Genomic DNA, 22,557 nt, shown 5'->3' with positions numbered 1-22,557 from the left:
GCCACGCCCATGAGTCATGATTTACACGAATCCCTGCGCGACAACGTGCGTATCCTAGGCGATAGCCTGGGAAGAACCATTGCCGACGATTTAGGCCAGTCGTTTGTCGATAAAATCGAAACCATTCGTGCCCATGCCAAGCGGGGTCGCCAGGGCGACTCACTGCAGCAGCGCCAGTTGATAGAGTACCTGCGCCAGCTTCCCGAGCGCGACCTCTTACCCGTTACCCGCGCCTTTAACCAGTTTTTGAACCTGGCTAACATTGCCGAGCAGCACTATCGGGCGCGGTTTCGCCGGGTCGAGGACTACAAACCCGGCTCGCAGCCAGCGCTAGGAGAGTTGTTAGCACGTGCTCAGCAGGTCGGTAACTCGCCCCGTAAACTGGTGGAAACTCTAGCCAATATGCGCGTCGAGCTGGTATTGACCGCCCACCCCACCGAAGTTATCCGCCGCACGCTGATTCAGAAGTACGACGCCATTGATGAGTGCTTGACCGCGATTGAGAGTTCGGAAGATTACCCCGAACGCGGCGCCCGCGCCCAAGGCCGCTTGGAAGAGCTGATTAGTCAGGCGTGGCATACCGACGAGATTCGTCACGAACGCCCAACGCCGGTGGATGAGGCGAAGTGGGGCTTTGCGGTGATCGAGAACTCGCTGTGGCAGGCGGTGCCGGATTTCCACCGCGACCTGGATAACCTGCTGCTGGACACTGCGGGCGAGCGCCTGCCGCTGGATGCCGCGCCGATTCGCTACGCCTCCTGGATGGGTGGCGACCGCGACGGCAACCCGAATGTCACCGCCAAAGTCACCCAGGAAGTGCTGCTGCTAGGCCGCTGGATGGCAGCGGATCTCTATCTGCGCGATTTAGAACAGCTCAAAACCGAGCTCTCCATGTGGAAAGCCAACAGCGCCCTAAAAGCCGAAGTGGGCGATGTGGCGGAACCCTACCGGGAGCTGCTCAAACGGTTACTAACCAAAATGGAAGCCACCCGCGACTGGGCAAAAGCGCAGCTGGATGGCCGCAACTACGATGGCGGGCCGATTATTGAAACCCGCGACCAAATTTACGCGCCGCTGCTGGCCTGCTACCGCTCGCTGTGCGACGTGGGGCTGGATACCATTGCCAACGGTGCGCTGCTGGATACCCTGCGCCGCGTGGCCGTGTTCGGCGTCACGCTGACCAAGCTCGACCTTCGCCAGGAAGCCAGCCGCCACGCCCAAGTAATGGAAGAACTCACCAGCTCCCTGGGGCTAGGCCATTACCAGGAGTGGAGCGAAACCCAGCGTCAGGAGTTTTTGCTGGCGGAGCTTGAGTCTCGCCGCCCGCTGATTCCCCGCCGCTGGGAGTGTTCGGCAGAGTCCCGGGAAGTCATCGATACCTTCAAGGTGATCGCCCAGGAGCACGCGGAAGCGCTGGGTACTTACATTATCTCCATGGCCGCCGAGCCCTCTGATGTGCTCACCGTGGCACTGTTGATGAAGGAAGTGGGTGGGCAAGTAACGCTGCCCATCGCGCCGCTGTTCGAGACCCTCAACGACCTGGACCACGCGGGGGATGTGGTTGATCAGCTGCTGGCGCTGCCGGGCTACCGCGCCCTGACGAAAGACCGCCAAGAAGTGATGATCGGCTACTCCGACTCCGCCAAAGATGCCGGTCAGCTCGCCGCCGCTTGGGCACAGTACCGCGCCCAGGAAGCGCTGGTGAACGTGTGTGAGAAACATGGTGTGGACCTAACGCTGTTCCACGGCCGTGGCGGCACCGTTGGCCGTGGTGGCGGCCCGGCTCACGCGGCGATTCTGTCTCAGCCGCCTGGCTCCGTGAACGGCAGCCTGCGGGTGACCGAGCAGGGCGAGATGATTCGCTTTAAGTTCGGCCAGCCGGATATCGCGCTGCGTTCCATGGAGATCTACGCCTGTGCGGTGCTGGAAGCCACGCTATTGCCACCGCCCGCGCCGGAACCCCACTGGCGCGAAGAGATGGATCAACTGGCCAAGGTGGCCCATGCGGCTTACGTGGGTGTTGTACGGGAAGATCCCGACTTCGTCCCCTATTTCCGTGCGGTGACGCCGGAGGGCGCGCTGGGTAGGCTGCCGCTAGGCTCGCGGCCCACCAAGCGCCGTCAGGATGGTGGCGTAGAAACCCTGCGGGCGATCCCCTGGATTTTTGCCTGGACGCAGATCCGCCTGATGCTGCCCGCTTGGCTTGGCAGTGGCGAAGCCTTCTCCCGCCGTCTGGAGCAGCCCGGCGGCCGTGAAGTGCTGCAAGAAATGCGCACCCAGTGGCCCTTCTTTGGCACCTACCTGGATATGTTAGAGATGCTGCTAGCCAAAGCAGACGTGGCGATTGCCGCCTACTACGAGCACCGCTTGGTGGACGAGCCGTCGCTAAAAGCGCTGGGCAAAAAACTCCGTGAGCGCTTCGAGCGTCTGGAAGACGTGGTGTTAGATATCCTGCAGCAGGAGAAACTGCTGGAGAACACGCCACTGATTCGTCAGGCGATTGACGTGCGCAACCCCTACATCGACCCGCTGCATGGCCTGCAAGCCGAGCTTTTGCAGCGTAACCGGGATGCTGATGGGGCGATTAGCCCAGATCTCTCCCGCGCGTTAATGGTCACCATGGCGGGTATTGCGGCTGGCCTGCGTAACACCGGCTAAGCTGAAGACAGCCCACCAGCGCCGCTACCGATGGGTGGCGGCGCTTTTCTTTATGTCCAGTGTTGGAGGCAGAAACATGACCACAGACGCTCAGGCCGTGCTGGCATTCTGGTTTCAGGAGTTGTCGCCAGCCCAGTGGTTTAAGAAAGATGCCCAAATCGACCAACAGATTATCGATCGCTTTGGGCGCTACCCGCATCGCAATGCGGTCTTGGGCAGAGCCTCGACTCCGGAAGAGGTCGAGTTCCTCAAGCAGCCCGGCTCCTCTTTTTAACGTTTATTTAGGCTATATGGCGATTTATGTCGTTACGAAAATCTACCCGTATCAATAAATACATCAGCGAAAGCGGCCTCTGCTCCCGCCGGGAGGCGGACCGCTTTGTCGAGCAGGGCAATGTGTGGATCAACGGCCGCCGGGCAACCACTGGTGACCAAGTGGTCGCGGGGGATCGGGTAAAGGTCAACGGCCAGGAGATTGAGCCGCAGGAAGAGGAGGATTTAGTACTGATCGCGCTCAACAAACCGGTGGGGATTGTCAGCACCACGGAGTCGGCAGAAAAAGACAATATCGTTGAGTTTGTGAAGCACGGCACGCGTATTTTCCCCATTGGGCGCTTAGATAAAGACTCCCAGGGGTTGATCTTTCTCACCAACAACGGCGACTTGGTCAACAAAATCCTGCGCGCCAACAACAACCACGAAAAAGAGTACGTGGTGACGGTCGATAAACCGATCACCAACGAGTTTATTGCCGGTATACAGGGCGGCGTGCCGATCCTTGGGCAGATGACCAAAAAGTGTCAGGTGGTTAAAGAGTCCACCTTTGTGTTCAATATCACGCTAGTGCAGGGGCTCAACCGCCAAATTCGCCGTATGTGCGAATACTTTGGCTACGAAGTGACGCAACTGGTACGTACGCGCATCATGAACGTCTCGCTGAAAGGGCTGGCGCTGGGGGATTGGCGTGACCTGACGCCCAAAGAGATCGAGACCATTGTTGCCCTCACCGAAACCTCAGATGTAGCGCCTGAGAAGAAAACATCTGAGAAGAAAGCACCTGAGAAGAAAAAAATCGCCCGACCCAACTACAGCGGCGGTAGAAGTAGCGCGCAGGATAAAAAGACGGCAGCAAAACGGGCCTCTTCAGGTGCCGGCGCGGGTAACAAAGCCCGCAAGGATCCCAAGGCAAAAGGGGCCGCTGCTGGTAAGTCAGGCGGCAAAGGAGCAGTGTCAGCGGGAAGACCGGCCACTAAAGGAAAGGGGAGGCCCGGGAGCCACTCTAGCGGCAAACCGGGCGCGCGTAAGGGCGCGATAAAGGGCGGACGCCCCAGCGGGGGTAAAGCTGCCTCCGGTAAGCCGCCTTCCCGGCGCAAGTAGTTCTCCATGACAGAGATGCCAACTTATATGAGTTACCTACTGGCGTGGTATGCGACGGCCAGCGTGATTACCTACGTTCTCTATGCGTGGGATAAGCGGGCCGCGATTAAACAGCGCCAGCGGGTGAGTGAGAAAACGCTGCACTGGCTGGCGCTGCTAGGCGGTTGGCCGGGGGCATGGTGCGCGCAGCAGCAGCTGCGCCACAAGACCCAAAAAACCAGCTTTCGACGCGTTTATTGGGCCACGGTGCTGCTCAATATTGCAGTGTTAGGTGGTCTTGTCGCGGTTATGCCACTGCGTTAGGGGCAAATAGGAAGTTAGCGATGAGCTCTTTGCCGCCCTCGGTGGCAAACGACTCCGGGTGAAACTGAATGCCGTGAATTGGGTAGTCACGGTGCTTTACGCCCATCAGCTCAAATTCACCCGCTGCCTGCCAGCGGCCGCGCTCAGCAAAGTTGTCGGCGGTGAGTGCACCTACTGTGGCGGTCACTTCTAGGCACTCTGGAAGTGTCGCCGCATCGGCAATCAGTGAGTGGTAGCGCATCACTTCAAGCTGGTCGGGCACGCCGTTGAATACCGATTGGTTATTGTGATTAATGGGGCTGATTTTACCGTGCATTGGCAGCGGCGCTTTGACCACCTTGCCGCCAAACACATGCACAATCCCTTGCATGCCTAAGCAAACCCCCAGCAGTGGCGTGGTTTTGCCCAGCTTCTCAATCACCTCGGCACATACGCCAAAGTAGCGCGGGTCATCCGGCGAGCCTGGGCCAGGCGAGATAATAATGCGATCCGGCGCCATGGCTTCAATCGCTTTAAAATCAATCTGGTTATTGCGCTTCACCATGATCTCAAAATGAGGCAGCTCGCCGCGATTCTTCTCCGTGGTCAGAATCTCACCAATAAACTGGTAAAGGTTATAGGTGAAGGAGTCGTAGTTATCGATGATCAGCACCTTCATGCGGGGCTCTCCGTTTCCGTATCCATAAAGGGGGCCAAGGCCTTGCGAGTGCCGGCGAATTTGCGGCGAATCTCTTCGTATTCATCCTCGGCGTTGCTGTCGTACACGTTGCCGCCGCAGGTTTGTACGTAGGCGCGCTCGCCGTTGACAAACACCGTACGGATCGGGATCGCAAAGGTGCAGTCGCCGTTGAAAGAGAACTGGCCCACCGCGCCGCCGTAGGGGCCGCGCCCATCGGTTTCTAGGTCATCGATGATTTTCATCGCTTCGATTTTAGGTGCGCCGGTTAGCGTGCCCGCCGGGAAGTTGCTGGCCAGCGCGGTGAACATGTCTTCGCCTTCGGCAATGATTCCGACGATCTCACTAGAGATATGCTGAACGTGGCTGAAGCGCTTGATATCCATTAGGCTGCGTACTTTCACCGTGCCAAACTGGGCCACTCGGCCAATATCGTTGCGGTGCAGGTCCACAATCATATTGTGCTCGGCGATCTCTTTGGGGTCGTTGAGCAGCGCGCGGGCAAGCTGGGTATCTTCCTGGGGCGTTTGGCCGCGCAGGGTAGTGCCTGCCAGCGGGAACGTCTCCATCTCGCCCTGGCGCAGGCGGAACAGCAGCTCGGGGCTCGCGCCAATCAGCTTCTGTTCGCCAAACTTCACGTAGTACATCTGCGGCGAGGGGTTGATGGTACGCAGCTGCTCGTAAAGCGCCAGGGTGTCGCCCTGAATGCGAAAACGCTTTTTAAAGCCCACTTCGCACTGAAAAACTTTGCCGTCGATGATGTCCTGCTTCACCTTGGCGACCGCTTCGGCGTGCTCGGCTTTGCTCATGGTGTCGCCCAGCGCTGTAATGTGCAGCGGGCCTGCGGGTTCGTCGTCGGCGTCGATCAGCGTCTGCAGAAACTCGTAGCGGCTATTGTCGTAGTAGAAGTAGGTGACTTCCCCGGTCATCTTGTCGAGGATCAAGCCGTCTTTATACAGCCCAAAGCGGAACGTATCGAAGTCGTCGCTGGCTTTCAGCGTCAGCGACGGCTCGAAGTACTGCATGGCGTCGTAGCCCAGGTAACCGCTTAATCCGCCCGCGTATTTGCGTGAAATAATATTTTGCGGGATCAGGCTGCGCAGCAGCTCGTAGGGATTGTCGCTCTGGTAATGCTTGGCATCGCCGTCGCGGTTTTCAATGGTCAGCGTGGTGCCATTGGCGTAGAGCGTGTACTCGGGGTCGAAACCAATGATCGAGTGGCGCGCCATGTGGCTATCTTCGCCCAGCGACTCCAGCATGTAGCAGGTATCGAAGTGCCGCTCGATTTTTTGAAATAGGGCAAAGAAGTCGCAGTCCGCCGCCAGGGTAACGTAGTGGGGCTTGCGGGGCAGGGTAAACGGCTGTGGGCCTGCCGCAGCGGCCGTATCGGTAGTGCTCATAAGTGATCATTCCGTGAAGAGGCTAACATCGTCAGCGCGCGTGATCCGCGTGACACGGTCGCAATACCCACGCCTAGGGTTTCGGCAATTTTGCGGTGGGGCACGCCATCGCGCAGCAGCTTAAAAATCTGTAGGCGTTTGCTGATTTCTTGGTACTCTGCTGGTGTCAGAAGGCTTGCCAGCGCAGCGTCCATGGCCTCGGGGGTCTCGATGGCCACCAGATGGCGTACCAGCTCAGTCTGATAGTGTGACGGAGAGAGGGGCATGAGTGAGTCACCAGCGGTCGATGTAATCCGTGTTAATGTACTAGTACGATAGTACATTAACACGGATAAACGCCGAGTCAAGAGACATCTCGGCTGGCAGCATCGAAAACTGGGATTAAAACGGCAGGTGTAGCGAAGCGCTGAGCATATTGAGGTGGCTGAGCGTGGCTGCATCGATACGCTCGTACTCGAAACGGCTGATCAACCGGTTGATGGTCATGGTGGCGCCGAAGCCTTGCAGTAGCGCCGTGCCGCCATCATCGGCCTGGGGCTGGTACGCTTCACCACGCCACTCGGTGAAGCCGGACTTGGCATAAATGCTGACGGCGCCCATGCGCACGCCTGCCACCAAGGCGCCACCCAGGCTCAGGGTGTCCATGAGCAGCGGGTTCATCTGGGAAGTAATGGGGACTTCTTCACTTTCGCGATAGGCGATCTCGGCACCGATATCCAGCCGGGGCAGCTGTTCGGGGCTGAATCCCGCGGTCAGCCGAAAGCCGGTGGTGTTGGTGTCCAGGCTGCTCAGGTCGCTGCCTTCCAGCACCACACCGTTATCGAGGCGCATCCATTCGCTATTGGGGGCTGCATAGGAGAGAGCAGGAGCGTCATCATCGGCCAAGGTGGCTTCTAGGGGTAGGAGCGTGCCGAACAGACTCAAGAGCAGGGTGCTTGCCAAGCGGTTCATTGGCGTTCCTCTTGTCCTTTCTTGTTGACGTTATCCCTAACAGACTAGCAACGGGCGCTGATTTCCACCACGTTAATTGCACCATTCGCCAAGTTTTCCAATAAATGTTTACCCATGCACATAAACCGTTCGCCAAACACCCACTGCGGGGAGAGCACACCGGTACGCGGGGCCTGCTCTTTTTGACGCTGGCGCTGGCGCCATTTAAGCGCGGTGTGGCTCCAGTCTTCGCAGTGTCGAATATCGAAGCCCGCCGTTTGCAGTCGCTGTGTCAATGCCGCCAACGTCAGCAAATGCGAGTGTGTCGGCCCTTCTGCCCAGGGCACCGGAAAACGCAGTGCCTCGCAGTGAGGGCCGCTGACCACCTCATGCATCACCAGCTGCCCGCCGGGGCGCAGCACGCGGCGGCACTCGGCCAGTACGCGTGCAGGATCGGGCATATTCATCAGGCTGTGTTGGAACAGCACAGCATCGAAGCTGGCATCACTAAACGGCAGTGCGCAGGCATCTCCCGTCACACAGCGCAGAGTGCCCGCTGATGAATCGTTAGGAGGCTGTGTCATTGCCAGTTCGCTGATGGCTTGATTCAGCACGTTAAAGCGGTGGGTAATATCCAGTCCGGTGAGATGAAAACCCAATGCGGCCCCCTGGCGCATCAATCCCCCCAGCCCTGCGCCAATATCCAGCGCCATAGGGGCGCTCTGATCGAGCAAATCCAAGAGCCTTTTTGATGCGGCGATACCGCCAATATGCAGCTGGTCGAGCGGTGCTAATTGATGCAGCGTGGGGCCATCGGGGTAGTGGGAGCTCAGTTGGTTAAGGATATCCTGGTCGCGCAGCGCTTGATGGTAGTGGTGGGCGAGGGAAGTGGGCATGGGGAGCCTCGGTTGGGGCTAGCGTCTCAGGATCAGAACAACCCTGGCGAAGGCCGCCGCTACGGGTTGTTCTGATCGACAGTTGATCGTTGTAACAGCTTCGATCCCTTTTACTTTTGGTCTTCCAGCCCCAGCTCTTTAATCGAGATTTCGCGTATTTTGAATTTCTGAATTTTGCCGGTCACGGTCATCGGGAACTCATCCACGAACTTGAAGTAGCGCGGGATCTTGAAGTGGGTGATTTTGCCTTTGCAGTATTCGCGCAGGTCTTCCCCGGTAATTTCGCCCGCCGTGCTGTTGAGCTTCACCCAGGCAATCAGCTCTTCGCCGTACTTTTTATCTGGCACGCCGGTGACCTGTACTTCGGAAATCGCCGGGTGAGCGTACAAGAACTCTTCGATCTCTTTCGGGTAGACGTTTTCGCCGCCGCGAATCACCATGTCTTTGATGCGACCGACGATCTGGATGTAGCCCTCGTCATCCATGGTGGCCAAGTCGCCGGTGTGCATCCAGCCTGTCTCGTCGATGGCCTCAGCAGTGGCTTTGTCGTTGTTCCAATACTTCAGCATCACGCTGTAGCCACGGGTACACAGCTCGCCGATTTCGCCACGGGGTAGAATACCGCCGTTGCCGGGGTCGACAATCTTGCTCTCCAGGTGGGGCTGGGTGCGGCCCACGGTGGAAACGCGCTTTTCAATGGTGTCGTTCGCGCCGGTTTGCGTGGAGACCGGGCTGGTTTCGGTCATGCCGTAGGCGATTTGCACGCCCTTCATGTTCATCTTGTTGATGACCTGCTTCATGATCTCTGCCGGGCAAATGGAGCCCGCCATAATGCCGGTGCGCAGCGTCGAAAAATCGGTGCTGGCGAAATCCGGGTGCTCAAGCTCGGCGATGAACATGGTAGGAACACCATACAACGCAGTGGCTTTCTGCTCATGAACGGCTTTCAGCACTTTACCGGGGTCGAAGCCTTCATCTGGGTAGATCATCGCCGCGCCGTGGGTCACGCAGCCCAGGTTGCCCATTACCATGCCAAAGCAGTGGTAGAGCGGTACGGGAATCACCAAGCGGTCTTCGCTGGTAAAGCCCATGCTTTCGGCCACAAAAAAGCCGTTGTTAAGAATGTTGTGGTGAGAGAGCGTGGCCCCTTTGGGAAAGCCGGTGGTGCCAGAGGTGTACTGGATATTGATCGGATCATCGAACTGCAGCGTGGCCTGTAGGTCGTCCACGTCGGTTTGGCTCACCTTGTCGGCTTCGGCGATGAAATCTGCCCAGCGCCACATGCCGCTGTGCTTGTCGGCGCTTAAATTAATCACACACTCAAGGTCCGGCAGCTTTTGTGATGTTAGCTTGCCTTCCGCGCAGCTGTTGAGCTCTGGCGCCAGCTCGAACAGCATCGCCGTGTAGTCGGAGCTTTTGAATTGGTTGGCGGTGACTAAAAAGCGCGCGCCGGACTGGTTCAGCGCGTACTCCAGCTCGTGGGTTCGGTAAGAGGGATTGATGTTCACCAGGATCGCGCCAATTTTAGCGGTGGCAAACTGGGTCAACGTCCATTCGCTGCAGTTGGGTGCCCAAATGCCCACGCGGTCGCCTTTTTGTACACCAATCGCGAGCAGGGCGCGGGCGCAGCGGTTCACTTCCTGCTGAAGCTCGCGGTAGCTCCAGTGAATATTCTGGTGTAGCGCAATCAGCGCGTCGTTATCCGGATACTGGGCGGCAATTTGGTCGAATTTATCGCCAATGGTCATGCCCAACAGCGGCTTTTCTGCGGTGCTGCTGGTGTAGCTGGGCAAGGTTGCAGGTGATGCCATGGTGAGTCTCCGATGTCTTTTTCTTATCTGAACGGGAAGTGACGCATTTTTAATTATTAGGTTGTTTGGGTGGCGTTATGCTTTGCTGCTTTTGGCACACCCTTTGGCGAGTGCCACTTTGGCACTGGGTTTACGGCCAAGCTGCTGAGTGATCCAGTAGCCGGTATCGATCACTGCCTGCAGGTCGATGCCGGTATCGATACCCAGCCCTTCCAATAAATAGAGCACGTCTTCGGTGGCCACATTGCCCGATGCGCCCTTAGCGTAGGGGCAGCCACCCAGGCCTGCCGTGGCGGCATCGATCACGCTCACGCCTTCTTCCAGCACGGCGTACAGGTTGGCAATCGCCATGCCGTAAGTGTCGTGGAAGTGAGCGGCCAGTTTCTCAATCGGCACCTGTTGGCGAGTGGCTTCGATCATTCGCTTAGCGGCCAGCGGCGTACCCACGCCAATGGTGTCGCCCAGGGAAACTTCATAGCAGCCCATCTCATACAGCGCTTTGGCGACGTCAGCCACTTTATGGGGGGCAATGTCGCCCTCATAAGGGCAGCCCAGCACGCAGGAGACGTAGCCCCGCACCCGCACGCCTGCCTCGTTGGCGCGGGCAAGCACCGGCTCAAAGCGCGCCAGCGACTCGGCAATTGAGCAGTTGATGTTCTTCTGGGAGAACGCTTCCGATGCCGCACCGAATACCGCGACTTCCTCAACACCTGCCTCCAGGGCGCTTTCCAACCCCTTTAGGTTTGGCGTCAGCGCGGAATACACCACGCCGTGCTGGCGCTGAATGCCGCGCATCACCTCAGCGGCATCGCCCATTTGCGGCACCCACTTGGGCGAGACAAAGCTGGCTGCTTCGATATGGTGAATACCCGCATTCGCCAGCCGCTCGATCAGCTCGATTTTGGTGGCGGTGGGCACCAGGGTGCCCGGCTCGTTCTGCAGCCCGTCGCGGGGGGCCATTTCAAATAGCTTGATAGACGTAGGCAGTGCCATGGTGGTGCTCCTATTCGCTGGGGGCAAAGTCGAGGAGTACAGCGCCCTGGCTTACCGTATCGCCTGCCTGGAAGTGGAAGGTTTCTACGCTACCATCGGCGGGAGCGGTCATGGTGTGCTCCATCTTCATGGCTTCCATCACCATCAGCGGCATGCCTTTTTCAACCTGAGCACCGGGCTCCACCAGCAGCGCCACTACCGTGCCGTTCATCGGAGCGGTGAGGGTGGATTCCGCTTCGTGGTGGCCGTGGTCGATGGCATCGATGCGCCGCCAGAACAGGCGGGTTTCACCGCTGGGTTCGGCCATCACCACGACATGACCATCTTTATATGCCTGTAGGCGGCGACGGTGGCCATTCAGCGTGATGGCCACAGCATCGCCTTCCAGCGGCTGTAGGCTGGCAGTCAGTGTGCTGTTGCCAATGGTGAGCTGCCACCGGGTATCCAAGGTGGCACGCTTGCCCTCTACCACGACCACTGCGCTGTCATTATCCGCGGCTTGAGCGCTTGCCGGGTCACACAGCGCAATGCGAATGGTGTGCGGCGCGTTCAGTCGGAAACCATCGTGGCGGTCCCAAGGGGAGTCGCTTTTGCACTCCTGGGCTAATTGATGCAAACCAATCAGCGCGGCGCTGGCATAGTTTTCTGTAGAAAACGGACGCGGAGCAAACAGGGTAGCTTCGTTGCGCTCGATAAAGCGGGTATCCAGCTCGACGTTCTTAAAGCCAGGGTGATTGGCTAAGCGCTGCAAGAAGGCGCGGTTGGTGACCACGCCCTGTACATCCAGCGCCGCCAGCGCCCGGTTGAGGGTGGCTAGCGCAGCGTCGCGGTCAACGCCATGCACAATCAGCTTGGCGAGCATCGGGTCGTAGTGCATCGACACCGTATCGCCGCTCTCCACGCCGCTATCCAATCGCACTTGATCAGCGCCTAGCCCTGCGCCTTCCAAGTCCAGCGCGAAGCGGGTGAGCAGGCCAGTGGCGGGCAAGAAGTCCTGCTCCGGGTCTTCGGCGTAAATGCGTGCTTCGAAACTGTGGCCGGTAATGGTCAGCTCGTCCTGGCGGCAGGGCAGCGGCTCGCCCATAGCGACTCTTAGTTGCCACTCCACCAGGTCTTGACCGGTAATCATCTCGGTAACGGGATGCTCGACCTGCAGGCGGGTGTTCATCTCCATGAAATAGAAAGCGCCGTCCTGACCTGGTGAAGAGTCCAGCAGAAACTCCACCGTGCCCGCACCCACGTAGCCAATCTCCTGGGCGGCGCGAACGGCGGCATCGCCCATGGCGGCGCGCAGTTCAGTCGTCATGCCGGGGGCGGGGGCTTCTTCAATCACTTTTTGATGTCGGCGCTGCACGCTGCAGTCCCGCTCGAACAGATACACGCCGTTGCCGTAACGGTCGCAGAATACCTGTACTTCCACATGGCGGGGCTGTACTAGATACTTCTCGATCAGCATGCGGTCATCGCCAAACGCGGCTTTAGACTCCCGGCGGCAGCCGTCCAGCGCGGCCTGGAAGCCTTCACCGCTCTCTACCACGCGCATGCCTTTACCGCCGCCACCGGCGCTGGCTTTTAGCATGACGGGGTAGCCGATCTTATCGGCCTCGGAACGCAGCAGGGCATCGCCTTGATCGTCGCCGTGGTAGCCGGGCACCAGCGGCACGCCCGCATTCGCCATACGCGCTTTGGCGGCAGACTTGTCGCCCATGGCGGCAATGGCGGAAGCGGGCGGGCCAACAAAAGTAATGCCCGCTTGCTCTAGCGCTTTAACAAAGGTGCCGTTTTCAGACAGGAAGCCATAGCCGGGGTGAATCGCGCCGGTGCCGGTGCGTTGGGCGGCCTCAATCACCGCGTCAACGTTTAAGTAGCTTTCCCGGGCGGCGGCAGGGCCGAGGCGCACGGCTTCATCGGCTTCACGCACGTGGCGGGAGGTGGCGTCGGCATCGGAATAAACCGCCACGGTTTTTAACCCCATGCGGAGGGCGGTGCGCATCACGCGGCAGGCGATTTCGCCGCGGTTGGCCACCAGGAGCGTATCGAATTTGGTCGGGGTAAACGTCATGAGCGTGGCTCCGCAGCGTTATTGTGTTCTTCAGGAGATGTCCAGGCGGGGCGACGCTTGTCCAAAAAGCTGGCGAGGCCCTCTTGGCCCTCTTGGCTCACCCGCAGCTTGGCAATCACTTGGCAGGTGTGCTCACGAGTAGCATCGGCATCTGGAGCTTGGGCCACGGTGGCTAATAGTGCCTTGGTAGCCCGCTGTGCCTGGGGAGAGCCTTTAACCAGCGTGGCGATCATGCTGTCCACCGCGTTATCCAAGGCATCGTGCTCCACTACCTGATGGGCCAAACCCAGGCTGAGCGCGGTGGGCGCATCCATCACTTCGGCGGTCAGCGCGTAGCGGCGCATTTGGCGCTGACCAAGGGCGCGCTGAACGTAAGGACTAATCACCGCAGGCGACAGGCCAATATTGACTTCCGACAGGCAAAACTTGGCTTTTTCGGACGCCACGACGATATCGCAGCAGGCGGCTAAGCCCACCGCGCCACCAAACGCCGCCCCCTGTACGCGGCAGATGGTCGGGCAGGGCAGGGTATCCAGGCCGTGCATCAGCGCCGCAAGTTTACGGGAATCAGCCAGATTATCTTCCAGGTCGTAATCGACCATGCGCTTCATCCAGTTCAGGTCCGCGCCCGCCGAGAAGCTTTTGCCTTCAGAGCCGAGCACCACCACCCGTACGTCGCCTGCACTTACCAAGCCGTGGAGCTTTTCCAGGTGCGCGTTTAGCTCGGCAATCAGGCTATCGTCAAAGGCGTTATGCACCTCTGGGCGGTTTAAGGTTAGGCGAGCGATACCCGCCTCGATGACTAATGTTGAGTAAGCCATGATGTTCGCCCCTTACATCCGGAACACGCCGAAGCGCGTCTCTTTGACTTCGGCATTCATCGCGGCGGCCAGTGACAGCCCCAGCACATCGCGGGTTTGCAGCGGGTCGATCACGCCGTCATCCCACAGGCGGGCGCTGGCGTAGTAGGGGTGGCCCTGATGCTCGTACTGGTCGCGGGTGGGCTTTTTGAACGCTTCTTCGTCCTCTTTGCTCCATTCTCGGCCTTCGCGCTCGTACTGCTCGCGTTTTACCTGGGAAAGTACGCCCGCCGCCTGTTCGCCGCCCATCACCGAAATACGCGCGTTGGGCCACATAAACAGCAGGTTGGGGTCGTAAGCACGACCACACATACCGTAGTTACCCGCGCCGAAGCTGCCGCCAATCAGCACGGTGTATTTCGGCACGTTGGCGCAGGCCACGGCGGTGACGAGTTTGGCGCCGTGCTTGGCAATGCCTTCATGCTCGTACTTGGAGCCAACCATAAAGCCGGTGATGTTCTGCAGGAACACCAGTGGGATTTTTCGCTGGGCGCACAGCTCAATAAAGTGCGCACCTTTTACCGCGCTCTCTGAAAACAGCACGCCGTTATTCGCCACGATCCCCACCGGGTAGCCGTGAATATGGGCAAAACCGGTCACCAGCGTGTCGCCGTAGTAGCGTTTGAACTCGTCAAAGTCGGAGCCATCGACGATGCGGCCGATCACTTCGCGTACGTCGTAGGGCTTTTTCAGGTCGGTGCCGACGATGCCGTAAAGCTCTGAAGGGTCGAGCTTGGGCGGCCTAGGCGGCTGCATGGCCAGCTGGCCGCGCTTTTGCCAGTTCAGACGCGATACGCAGGCGCGGGCAAGCTGCAGCGCATGGGCGTCATTTTCAGCGTAGTGGTCGGCTACACCGCTCACTTTGGCGTGAACGTCCGCACCGCCCAAGTCCTCGGCGCTGATGCTCTCCCCCGTGGCGGCTTTTACCAGCGGTGGGCCACCCAGGAAGATCGTGCCTTGCTCTTTAACAATGATGGACTCATCCGCCATGGCAGGCACATATGCACCCCCTGCGGTACAGGAGCCCATCACCACGGCGATCTGTGGAATGCCTTCAGCGGACATCGTGGCCTGGTTGTAGAAAATACGCCCGAAGTGGTCGCGGTCGGGGAAGACTTCGTCCTGGCGGGGCAGGAAGGCACCGCCAGAATCCACCAAGTAGATGCACGGCAGGCGGTGCTTGCGGGCAATTTCCTGGGCACGCAGGTGCTTTTTCACCGTAAGTGGGAAATAGGTGCCGCCTTTTACCGTGGCATCGTTGGCCACAATCACGCACTCAACGCCAGATACCCGACCAATCCCGGTGATCACGCCTGCGGCAGGTACCTCACTGTCGTAAACGTGATGCGCCGCCAGCGCGGAAAACTCCAGAAACGGCGAGCCTTCGTCGATCAGGTGGTCGATGCGGTCGCGCACGAATAGCTTGCCACGGCTCTCATGGCGGGCGCGGGCTTTCTCACCGCCGCCTTGGGCAGCGGCGGCGGTGAGTTCGCGCAGCTTGCTGACTTCCTTCTGCATGGCGGCCTCGTTGGCCTGAAACACATCGCTGCGCGGGTTGATCTGTGTGGAGAGTGTGCTCATGGCGCGCCCCTGCTAATTTTTGTTAAAGGCTTTCGGTGAAAAGTTCGCGGCCAATCAGCATCCGGCGAATCTCGCTGGTGCCCGCGCCAATTTCGTAAAGCTTCGCGTCGCGCAGCAGGCGGCCGGTGGGGTACTCGTTGATATAACCGTTGCCGCCCAGTAGCTGGATGGCATCCAGCGCGACCTGGGTGGCTTTTTCAGCGCAGTAGAGGATGACACCAGCGGCATCTTTACGAGAAGTTTGGCCACGGTCGCAGGCGGCCGCGACGGCGTATAAATAAGCGCGGCAGGCGTTTAGGGTGGTGTACATATCCGCCACCTTGCCCTGCACCAGTTGGAACTCACCGATGGATTGATTGAACTGCTTACGCTCATGGATGTAAGGAATGACGATGTCCATGGCGGCTTGCATGATGCCAATGGGGCCAGCGGCCAGAACGGTGCGCTCGTAATCCAGGCCGCTCATCAATACGCGAACGCCTTTGCCTACTTCGCCCAGCACGTTCTCGGCGGGTACGCGGCAATCCTGGAAGACCAGCTCGCAGGTGTTGGAGCCACGCATGCCCAGCTTGTCGAGCTTCTGGGCGGTGGAAAAGCCCGGCATGCCTTTTTCGATAATAAAGGCGGTGATGCCTTTGGAGCCGGCATCCGGGTCGGTTTTGGCGTACACCACCAGCACATCGGCATCGGGACCGTTGGTGATCCACATTTTGTTGCCGTTGAGAATGTAGTGGTCGCCATCCTCTTTGGCGCGCAGCTGCATGGAGACCACATCGGAGCCAGCGCCGGGCTCTGACATCGCCAGCGCGCCCACGTGGTCGCCGCTCATTAGCTTGGGCAGGTATTTGGCTTTTTGCTCGGCGGAGGCGTTGATCTTGAGCTGGTTAACGCACAGGTTGGAGTGCGCGCCGTAGGAGAGCCCGACGGAAGCACTGGCCCGGGAGATCTCCTCCATGGCGATACAGTGGGCCAAGTAGCCCATACCGCTGCCGCCATCTTCTTCCGGTACGGTAATGCCCAGCAGGCCCATATCGCCGAATTTCTTCCACAGGTCGTTGGGAAACTCATTGTTGTGGTCGATCTCGGCGGCGCGTGGGGCAATCTCACTGGCGGCAAAGGCGTTGACCTGCTCACGCAGCATGTTCAGTTCATCGTCAAGACCGAAATTTAGTTCTGAATAGTGGGAAAACATGGTCAATCACCTTGTCGTTGTTAATCGGGTCGTTATTCGTTGAGGTTGTTTATTTCGCGGTGGCCGGATGTTTCTCGTTAAGCTCTTCGAGGGCTTGGCGGCAGCGAATCTCAGCGCTTTCAAGCTCCAACTGCACCATCGTGATGTCTTTCATCTGCTGTTCCAGCGCGGCTTTACGCTCGCTGATTTTGCTCAGCATCAGGTGTAGCTGCTTTTCGCTGCCGCTGCGGGTCTCATCCCACAGCTCAAACAGCTCGCGGATTTCCGTCAGCGAAAACCCCAGGCGTTTGCCGCGCAGTGTCAGCTTTAGCCGTACGCGATCTTTACTGCTGTAAATACGTGTCTGGCCCCGGCGGGTGGGATGCAGTAGCTCCTGATCTTCATAAAAGCGGATGCTACGCGTGGTCACATCAAACTCGCTGGCCAGTTCGCTGATCGAGTAGGTTTTGCTCATGATCGTTATTCTCGTCGACAGGGGGATGTCCCTATGGAACACTGACCATGAGGCTAAAACAAGTTTACGTTAACGTAAAGCTGAGATTGCAATGAGTGAGTTACCGTTGAATTTTAAAAAATAACTGATAAATAAAGGCTTTTAAGCTTTAATTTGGTGCATCAGAGTGGTGCGTAGACCAAAGTTGTAATTGTAATACCCTGTGTGGGGTTGCTAGTTTGCACTTACACCTTACGTTCAGGTAAGGATGCGTTGCTGGCTAACGAGTTTCGCTTCCCACCGTACAAGAACAACAAGAGGCGTCCTACCTCATGCGTGCAGACGAAGTGACCAAGGGGCCAGTGCTCGAAACTCGAGGGCTGACCAAAGAGTTTTGCGGCTTTACCGCCGTGGATAACGTAAACCTCCAGGTGCAGGAGGGGCATATTCATGCCCTGATTGGCCCAAACGGTGCAGGGAAAACGACGGTCTTTAACCTGTTAACCAAGTTTTTGCCCCCTACGCGGGGCGAGATTCTCTATCGCGGCCAACCCATCACCAGCAAAAAATTCAACGAGATCGCCCAGCTTGGCTTAGTGCGTTCGTTTCAGATTTCAGCGGTGTTTGCCCACATGACTGCACTGGAAAACGTGCGCGTAGCGCTTCAGCGCCAGCTGGGCACGTCGTTCCACTTCTGGAAATCGGAAAAAACGCTGGACCACCTCAACGACCGCGCTCTAGCGCTGCTCGATGAAGTGGGTCTGCGCGAATACGCCGATACGCTCACTGTGGAAATGCCCTATGGCCGCAAGCGCGCCTTAGAAGTGGCCACCACGCTGGCGCTGGACCCCAGCATGATGCTGCTAGACGAGCCGACCCAGGGCATGGGCGCGGAAGACGTTGACCGCATCGTGGCGCTGATCAAACGGGTTTCCCAAGGCCGCACGGTGTTGATGGTGGAGCACAACCTGAGCGTGGTCAGCCGCTTGTGTGACCGTATTACCGTATTGGCGCGGGGCGCGGTGCTGGCAGAAGGGGATTACGACACGGTTTCCCGCAACCCCTTAGTGCGTGAAGCTTATATGGGCAGCGAAGCGGCTGAGGAGGCTGCCGTATGAATACCGCAGAAGTATTCGAGAGCCAAGAAGCCCCAGAACACCAGACCCTAGAGATGCTGCGAGTGCAAGACCTGCATGCCTTCTATGGCGAATCGCACATTCTGCATGGGGTGAATTTCGACGTGAAGCGTGGCGAGCTGGTGACTCTGCTGGGCCGCAACGGCGCGGGCCGCAGCACCACGCTAAAAGCGATTATGAATATGGTGGGGCGGCGCACCGGTTCGATTGTCATTAATGGCAATGAAACCCTGCGCATGAAGCCGCACCATATTCCCCGGTTAGGCATTGGCTACTGCCCGGAAGAGCGCGGTATTTTTGCGAGCTTAGATGTTCACGAAAACCTGCTGCTGCCACCCACTGTGCGTTCAGGCGGAATGAGCTTGGATGAAATCTACGGCATGTTCCCGAACCTCTACGAGCGTCGCAAAAGCCAGGGCACGCGGCTCTCCGGCGGCGAACAGCAGATGCTGGCCATGGCGCGCATTCTGCGTACCGGTGCGCGCTTGCTGCTGCTGGATGAAATCACCGAAGGCTTGGCGCCGGTCATCGTGCAAAAGCTCGGCGAGGTATTGGTGCAGCTAAAAGAGCGCGGCATGACCATCGTGCTGGTTGAGCAGAACTTCCGCTTTGCTGCCCCGCTGGCCGATCGCCACTTTGTGATGGATCACGGCCAAATTGTTGAGGAGATCACCGCTGAGCAGTTGCCTTCCCGGCGGGAACATTTAAACAGCATGCTGGGGGTATAAATCGCACACCATCTAAACTGTAAGCACGGCCTTAAAGAACAACAAACGCAACACTTACGTTCCATACACAAGCGCTCCACACACACAAACGCTATAACTGAACGTCCGCATCATAAAAACAAAGGCCCTGAGGGCCAGGAGACGAACATGACCTATATGAAGAAAACGCTGGCCGCCAGCATCGCCGTTGCCGCTGCCTCCAGCATGGCGATCTCGACCGCCCACGCCGAGATCAGCGATGGTGAAGTGCGTATTGGCTACTTAGCCGATATGTCCGGCACCTACCGTGATTTGGCTGGCCCAGGTGGCCAAACTGCGATGGAAATGGCGGTGGCCGATTTTGGCGGCAGCGTGAACGGCTCGCCCATTGTGATTTTCAGCGCCGATGACCGCAACAGTGCTGACGTGGGTGCCAACACCGTGCGCGAGTGGATCGACCAGCGTAACGTCGATATGGTTGGCGGCTTAGTGGCGTCGTCTGTGTCTATCGCCGTGACCAAAGTGTTGCAAGAGAACAACGGCCTGGGCATCGTCTCCGGCTCGGCGGCGTCTAGCATTACCAACGAACACTGCACTCCGAACCATATTCACTGGGTGTATGACACCTATCCGCTGGCCAACGGCACCGCGAAGGCCGTCGTTGAGCTGGGCGGCGATAGCTGGTTTCTGCTCACTGCGGATTACGCCTTCGGCCATGCACTGGAAGCCGACGTGACTAGCGTGGTAGAAGCCAATGGCGGTGAAATTGTCGGCGGCGTGCGTCACCCGTTCCCCACCAGCGACTTCTCCTCCTACATTCTTCAGGCGCAGGGTTCTGGCGCGAAAATCGTTGGCCTCGCCAATGCCGGTGCCGACACGGTCAACGCCATTACCACTGCCAGCCAGTTTGGTCTGACCCAAAGCGGCCAGCAATTAGCAGGCCTGCTGATCTTCCTCAACGACGTACACGCGCTGGGGCTAGAAGCCACCCAAGGGCTGCTGCTGACCACCGGCTGGTACTGGGACATGGATGAAGAGTCCCGCGCTTGGTCTGAGCGCTACTTTGAAGAAACCGGCCGTATGCCCACCATGGTGCAAGCCGGTATCTACTCCAGCACTATGCACTACCTGAAAGCCGTGGAAGCCGCTGGCACCGATGACCCCGAAACCGTGCGCGCGAAAATGGCCGAAGAGCCGATCAACGACTTCTTCGCCCGTAACGGCAGCATTCGTGAAGATGGCCGTATGATTCACGATATGTACCTAGCCCAGGTAAAAACGCCGGAAGAGTCTACCGGTGAGTGGGACCTCTACGAGATCCTTAGCACCATTCCCGCCGCAGAAGCCTACCGTCCGCTGTCTGAAAGCCAGTGCTCACTGGTACAGAACTGATCTGCTGACGCGCTCCAGGCTCAGGCATCTGCTGCCTTGGCCTGGGCCAAGCAAGCCGTAAAGGCGTGATGAAAGGCGTTTCTAACAATAAGCAACGCGCTGGGGCAGCCCCATAGGGCTGCCCGCTTAGCGGCGAGGAGAGTCATACCATGACGATGATATTCGGCGTGCCAATGGCCGTGTTCATGGGCCAGCTAACGCTTGGGCTTGTGAACGGTGCCTTTTACGCACTGCTTAGTTTGGGCCTGGCGGTCATCTTCGGCCTACTGAAGATCGTCAACTTTGCCCACGGGGCGCAGTACATGCTGGGAGCCTTCGCCGCGCTGCTAGGCTTTCGCTACCTGGGCATTAACTATTGGCTAGCACTGATTTTAGTCCCGCTGGTGGTGGGTGGTTGCGGCATGCTGATGGAGCGCTTTCTGCTGCGTCGCATTGCCCACCTCGACCACCTCTACGGGCTGCTGCTGACCTTCGGGTTGGCGCTGATTTTCGAAGGCACATTAATTAACTTATTCGGCGTTTCTGGGGCGCGCTACGCTACCCCTGAAATTCTGCAGGGCGGCCTTAATCTGGGCTTTATGTTCTTACCTACCTACCGTGCTTGGGTGTTAGTGGCGGCGCTGGCCATGTGTCTATTCACCTGGTTCATGATTGAGCGTACCCGCTTGGGTGCCTACCTGCGCGCCGGTACAGAAAACTCCCAACTGATGCAGGCGTTCGGTGTGAACGTACCGCTGCTGATTACCTTAACCTACGGGTTTGGGGTCGGGCTTGCCGCCTTTGCAGGCGTGCTGGCGGCACCGCTTTACCCGGTATCGCCCACCATGGGTTCAAGCCTATTGATTGTGGTGTTTGCGGTGGTGGTGATTGGCGGTATGGGTTCCATTTTAGGCGCCATTTTAACCGGCTTAGGCATGGGCATTATTGAAGGTTTAACCAAGGTGTACTACCCGGAAGCCTCTAATACCGTGATCTTTCTAGTGATGATCCTGGTACTCATGTTACGCCCCGCTGGGCTGTTCGGTAAGGAGGCATAACCATGACAACAACGCATACCACCTCGGCAACCCAGTTGCCCTCCGTGGTGCAGGAGCGTCAACGGCGCGCCAAGCTACGCCGCAATATGTTCTACCTTGTGCTGCTGGCGATGGGGTTAGTTGCTCCCTTTGTGGCGTACCCCGTCTTCTTGATGAAGATTCTCTGTTTTGCGCTGTTTGCCTGCGCTTTCAACCTACTGTTGGGCTACGCCGGGCTGCTCTCATTTGGCCATGCGGCCTTCCTAGCCACCGGCGGCTATGTGACCGGCTACTTGCTGGCCAGCTACCCAGGCTTAACGCCAGAGCTAGGCATTCTTGCGGGTACGTTAATGGCAACGCTGCTAGGCGTATTGTTTGGCGTGCTCTCTATTCGCCGCCAGGGCATTTACTTCGCCATGGTCACACTGGCGCTGGCACAGCTGATGTTCTTCGTGTTCGTGCAGTCGTCGTTCACCGGTGGGGAGGATGGCCTGCACGGCGTGCCGAGAGGGCACCTGTTTGGCGTGATCGATTTGAGCAGCAACTTGGCGATGTATTACTTCGTCTTCGCCGTGTTCGTGTTTGGCTTCGCGGTGATTCAGCGCACGGTTCATTCACCCTTTGGGCAAGTGCTGAAAGCCATTCGCGAGAACGAGCCCCGGGCCGTGTCGCTGGGCTACAACGTCGATGCCTACAAGCTGTTGGCTTTCGTTCTCTCGGCGGCGCTAGCAGGTTTGGCAGGTTCCACTAAAACCGTGGTGTTCCAGCTGGCCTCGCTCACCGATGCCCACTGGCATATGTCGGGTGAGGTGATTTTGATGACGCTGCTGGGCGGTGTAGGCACGCTGCTTGGCCCGCTGATGGGGGCGGGGCTAGTGGTTAGCCTGCAGCATCTGCTGGCGCAGTCGCCGTTGGGGAACTGGGTAAGCGTGATTCTGGGCATCATCTTTGTGGTGTGCGTGCTGAGCTTCCGTAGCGGCATCATCGGCGAGCTGGCCAAAATGTACCGTAAAAACTTTAAGTGATGGATTCCCGTTAACCGCGTCTGTCCGTGGATTGGGTGCCTTCGGGCACCCTTTTTTCTGCTTGTGAAATAAGGCCGTAAGCCCATTTCTACGCCAAAGGTCGTGGGGG

Annotated in this window: 20 protein-coding genes and 1 pseudogene; 9 read left to right on the top strand and 12 right to left on the bottom strand. The window is 58.4% G+C overall.

The features are described from left to right. The first annotated feature begins 9 nt into the window (after nt 1–9). The 4 genes and pseudogenes from ppc (at nt 10) to AC13CY_RS10475 (ending at nt 4,338) form a co-directional block, all read left to right on the top strand. Nucleotides 10–2,658, top strand: coding sequence for a phosphoenolpyruvate carboxylase (gene ppc, locus AC13CY_RS10490; protein WP_172514566.1), 2,649 nt, complete (start codon nt 10–12; stop codon nt 2,656–2,658). A gap of 169 nt (nt 2,659–2,827) precedes the next feature. Further along, a pseudogene (locus tag AC13CY_RS10485) lies at nt 2,828–2,932 on the top strand (DUF924 family protein); the annotation flags it as partial. Between the two features lie 26 nt (nt 2,933–2,958). Continuing rightward, nucleotides 2,959–4,035 (top strand): 23S rRNA pseudouridine(2604) synthase RluF, encoded by a 1,077-nt coding sequence (gene rluF, locus AC13CY_RS10480; protein WP_062375108.1) that lies wholly within the window; start codon nt 2,959–2,961, stop codon nt 4,033–4,035. 6 nt (nt 4,036–4,041) lie between these two features. Beyond that, nucleotides 4,042–4,338 (top strand): DUF1294 domain-containing protein, encoded by a 297-nt coding sequence (locus AC13CY_RS10475; protein ID WP_228219151.1) that lies wholly within the window; start codon nt 4,042–4,044, stop codon nt 4,336–4,338. Here AC13CY_RS10475 and AC13CY_RS10470 read toward each other — a convergent pair. The 12 genes from AC13CY_RS10470 to AC13CY_RS10415 form a co-directional block, all read right to left on the bottom strand. Then, nucleotides 4,322–4,996 carry an anthranilate synthase component II gene (locus tag AC13CY_RS10470; RefSeq protein WP_054640824.1) on the bottom strand — a complete coding sequence of 225 codons (675 nt, stop codon included), beginning with the start codon at nt 4,994–4,996 and terminating at the stop codon, nt 4,322–4,324. The two genes, AC13CY_RS10475 and AC13CY_RS10470, sit on opposite strands and share 17 nt — an antisense overlap. Next, nucleotides 4,993–6,414, bottom strand: coding sequence for an anthranilate synthase component I family protein (locus tag AC13CY_RS10465; protein ID WP_062375106.1), 1,422 nt, complete (start codon nt 6,412–6,414; stop codon nt 4,993–4,995). Before AC13CY_RS10465 ends, AC13CY_RS10470 begins: the two co-directional genes overlap by 4 nt. Further along, complete coding sequence (locus tag AC13CY_RS10460; RefSeq protein WP_062375105.1) at nt 6,411–6,680, bottom strand: Trp family transcriptional regulator; 270 nt, start codon at nt 6,678–6,680, stop codon at nt 6,411–6,413. The genes AC13CY_RS10465 and AC13CY_RS10460 overlap by 4 nt, the downstream gene beginning before the upstream one ends. Before the next feature lie 115 nt (nt 6,681–6,795). Further along, the gene (locus AC13CY_RS10455) at nt 6,796–7,365 is read right to left on the bottom strand and encodes a hypothetical protein (RefSeq protein ID WP_058578062.1); all 570 of its coding nucleotides are present in this window, start codon (nt 7,363–7,365) and stop codon (nt 6,796–6,798) included. Between the two features lie 44 nt (nt 7,366–7,409). Next, nucleotides 7,410–8,240 carry a class I SAM-dependent methyltransferase gene (locus AC13CY_RS10450; protein ID WP_058578063.1) on the bottom strand — a complete coding sequence of 277 codons (831 nt, stop codon included), beginning with the start codon at nt 8,238–8,240 and terminating at the stop codon, nt 7,410–7,412. Nucleotides 8,241–8,350: 110 nt separating this feature from the next. After that, nucleotides 8,351–10,051 (bottom strand): AMP-binding protein, encoded by a 1,701-nt coding sequence (locus AC13CY_RS10445; RefSeq protein WP_062361123.1) that lies wholly within the window; start codon nt 10,049–10,051, stop codon nt 8,351–8,353. 75 nt (nt 10,052–10,126) lie between these two features. After that, a complete protein-coding gene (locus tag AC13CY_RS10440; protein WP_213261931.1) occupies nt 10,127–11,044 on the bottom strand; it encodes a hydroxymethylglutaryl-CoA lyase in 918 nt (305 codons plus the stop codon). A 10-nt stretch (nt 11,045–11,054) separates the two neighbouring features. Beyond that, entirely contained in the window at nt 11,055–13,106 is a 2,052-nt protein-coding gene (locus tag AC13CY_RS10435) for an acetyl/propionyl/methylcrotonyl-CoA carboxylase subunit alpha (protein WP_475554233.1), read from the bottom strand. Further along, the gene (locus AC13CY_RS10430; protein ID WP_062375097.1) at nt 13,103–13,927 is read right to left on the bottom strand and encodes an enoyl-CoA hydratase/isomerase family protein; all 825 of its coding nucleotides are present in this window, start codon (nt 13,925–13,927) and stop codon (nt 13,103–13,105) included. Before AC13CY_RS10430 ends, AC13CY_RS10435 begins: the two co-directional genes overlap by 4 nt. Nucleotides 13,928–13,939: 12 nt before the next feature. Further along, the gene (locus AC13CY_RS10425) at nt 13,940–15,547 is read right to left on the bottom strand and encodes a carboxyl transferase domain-containing protein (protein ID WP_253557103.1); all 1,608 of its coding nucleotides are present in this window, start codon (nt 15,545–15,547) and stop codon (nt 13,940–13,942) included. Between the two features lie 22 nt (nt 15,548–15,569). Beyond that, nucleotides 15,570–16,739 carry an isovaleryl-CoA dehydrogenase gene (locus tag AC13CY_RS10420; protein ID WP_054640826.1) on the bottom strand — a complete coding sequence of 390 codons (1,170 nt, stop codon included), beginning with the start codon at nt 16,737–16,739 and terminating at the stop codon, nt 15,570–15,572. Nucleotides 16,740–16,788: 49 nt separating this feature from the next. Continuing rightward, nucleotides 16,789–17,193, bottom strand: a complete 405-nt coding sequence (locus tag AC13CY_RS10415) for a MerR family transcriptional regulator (RefSeq protein ID WP_273422138.1) — start codon at nt 17,191–17,193, stop codon at nt 16,789–16,791. A 311-nt stretch (nt 17,194–17,504) separates the two neighbouring features. On the opposite strand from AC13CY_RS10415, the gene AC13CY_RS10410 reads away from it, so the two are divergent. The 5 genes from AC13CY_RS10410 (at nt 17,505) to AC13CY_RS10390 (ending at nt 22,448) form a co-directional block, all read left to right on the top strand. Beyond that, nucleotides 17,505–18,290, top strand: coding sequence for an ABC transporter ATP-binding protein (locus AC13CY_RS10410; protein WP_273422136.1), 786 nt, complete (start codon nt 17,505–17,507; stop codon nt 18,288–18,290). Continuing rightward, complete coding sequence (locus tag AC13CY_RS10405; RefSeq protein WP_044628350.1) at nt 18,287–19,036, top strand: ABC transporter ATP-binding protein; 750 nt, start codon at nt 18,287–18,289, stop codon at nt 19,034–19,036. Before AC13CY_RS10410 ends, AC13CY_RS10405 begins: the two co-directional genes overlap by 4 nt. A gap of 147 nt (nt 19,037–19,183) precedes the next feature. Next, the gene (locus AC13CY_RS10400; protein ID WP_287837578.1) at nt 19,184–20,407 is read left to right on the top strand and encodes an ABC transporter substrate-binding protein; all 1,224 of its coding nucleotides are present in this window, start codon (nt 19,184–19,186) and stop codon (nt 20,405–20,407) included. A 149-nt stretch (nt 20,408–20,556) separates the two neighbouring features. Then, complete coding sequence (locus AC13CY_RS10395; RefSeq protein WP_253027558.1) at nt 20,557–21,444, top strand: branched-chain amino acid ABC transporter permease; 888 nt, start codon at nt 20,557–20,559, stop codon at nt 21,442–21,444. 2 nt (nt 21,445–21,446) lie between these two features. After that, entirely contained in the window at nt 21,447–22,448 is a 1,002-nt protein-coding gene (locus AC13CY_RS10390; protein WP_044628347.1) for a branched-chain amino acid ABC transporter permease, read from the top strand. The last annotated feature ends 109 nt before the right edge of the window (nt 22,449–22,557 follow it).

It is taken from the genome of Vreelandella sp. L-15 (genome assembly GCF_056857635.1).
Note: the sequence above shows the minus strand (reverse complement) of the source record. Positions and strands in the feature narration are given on the sequence as shown.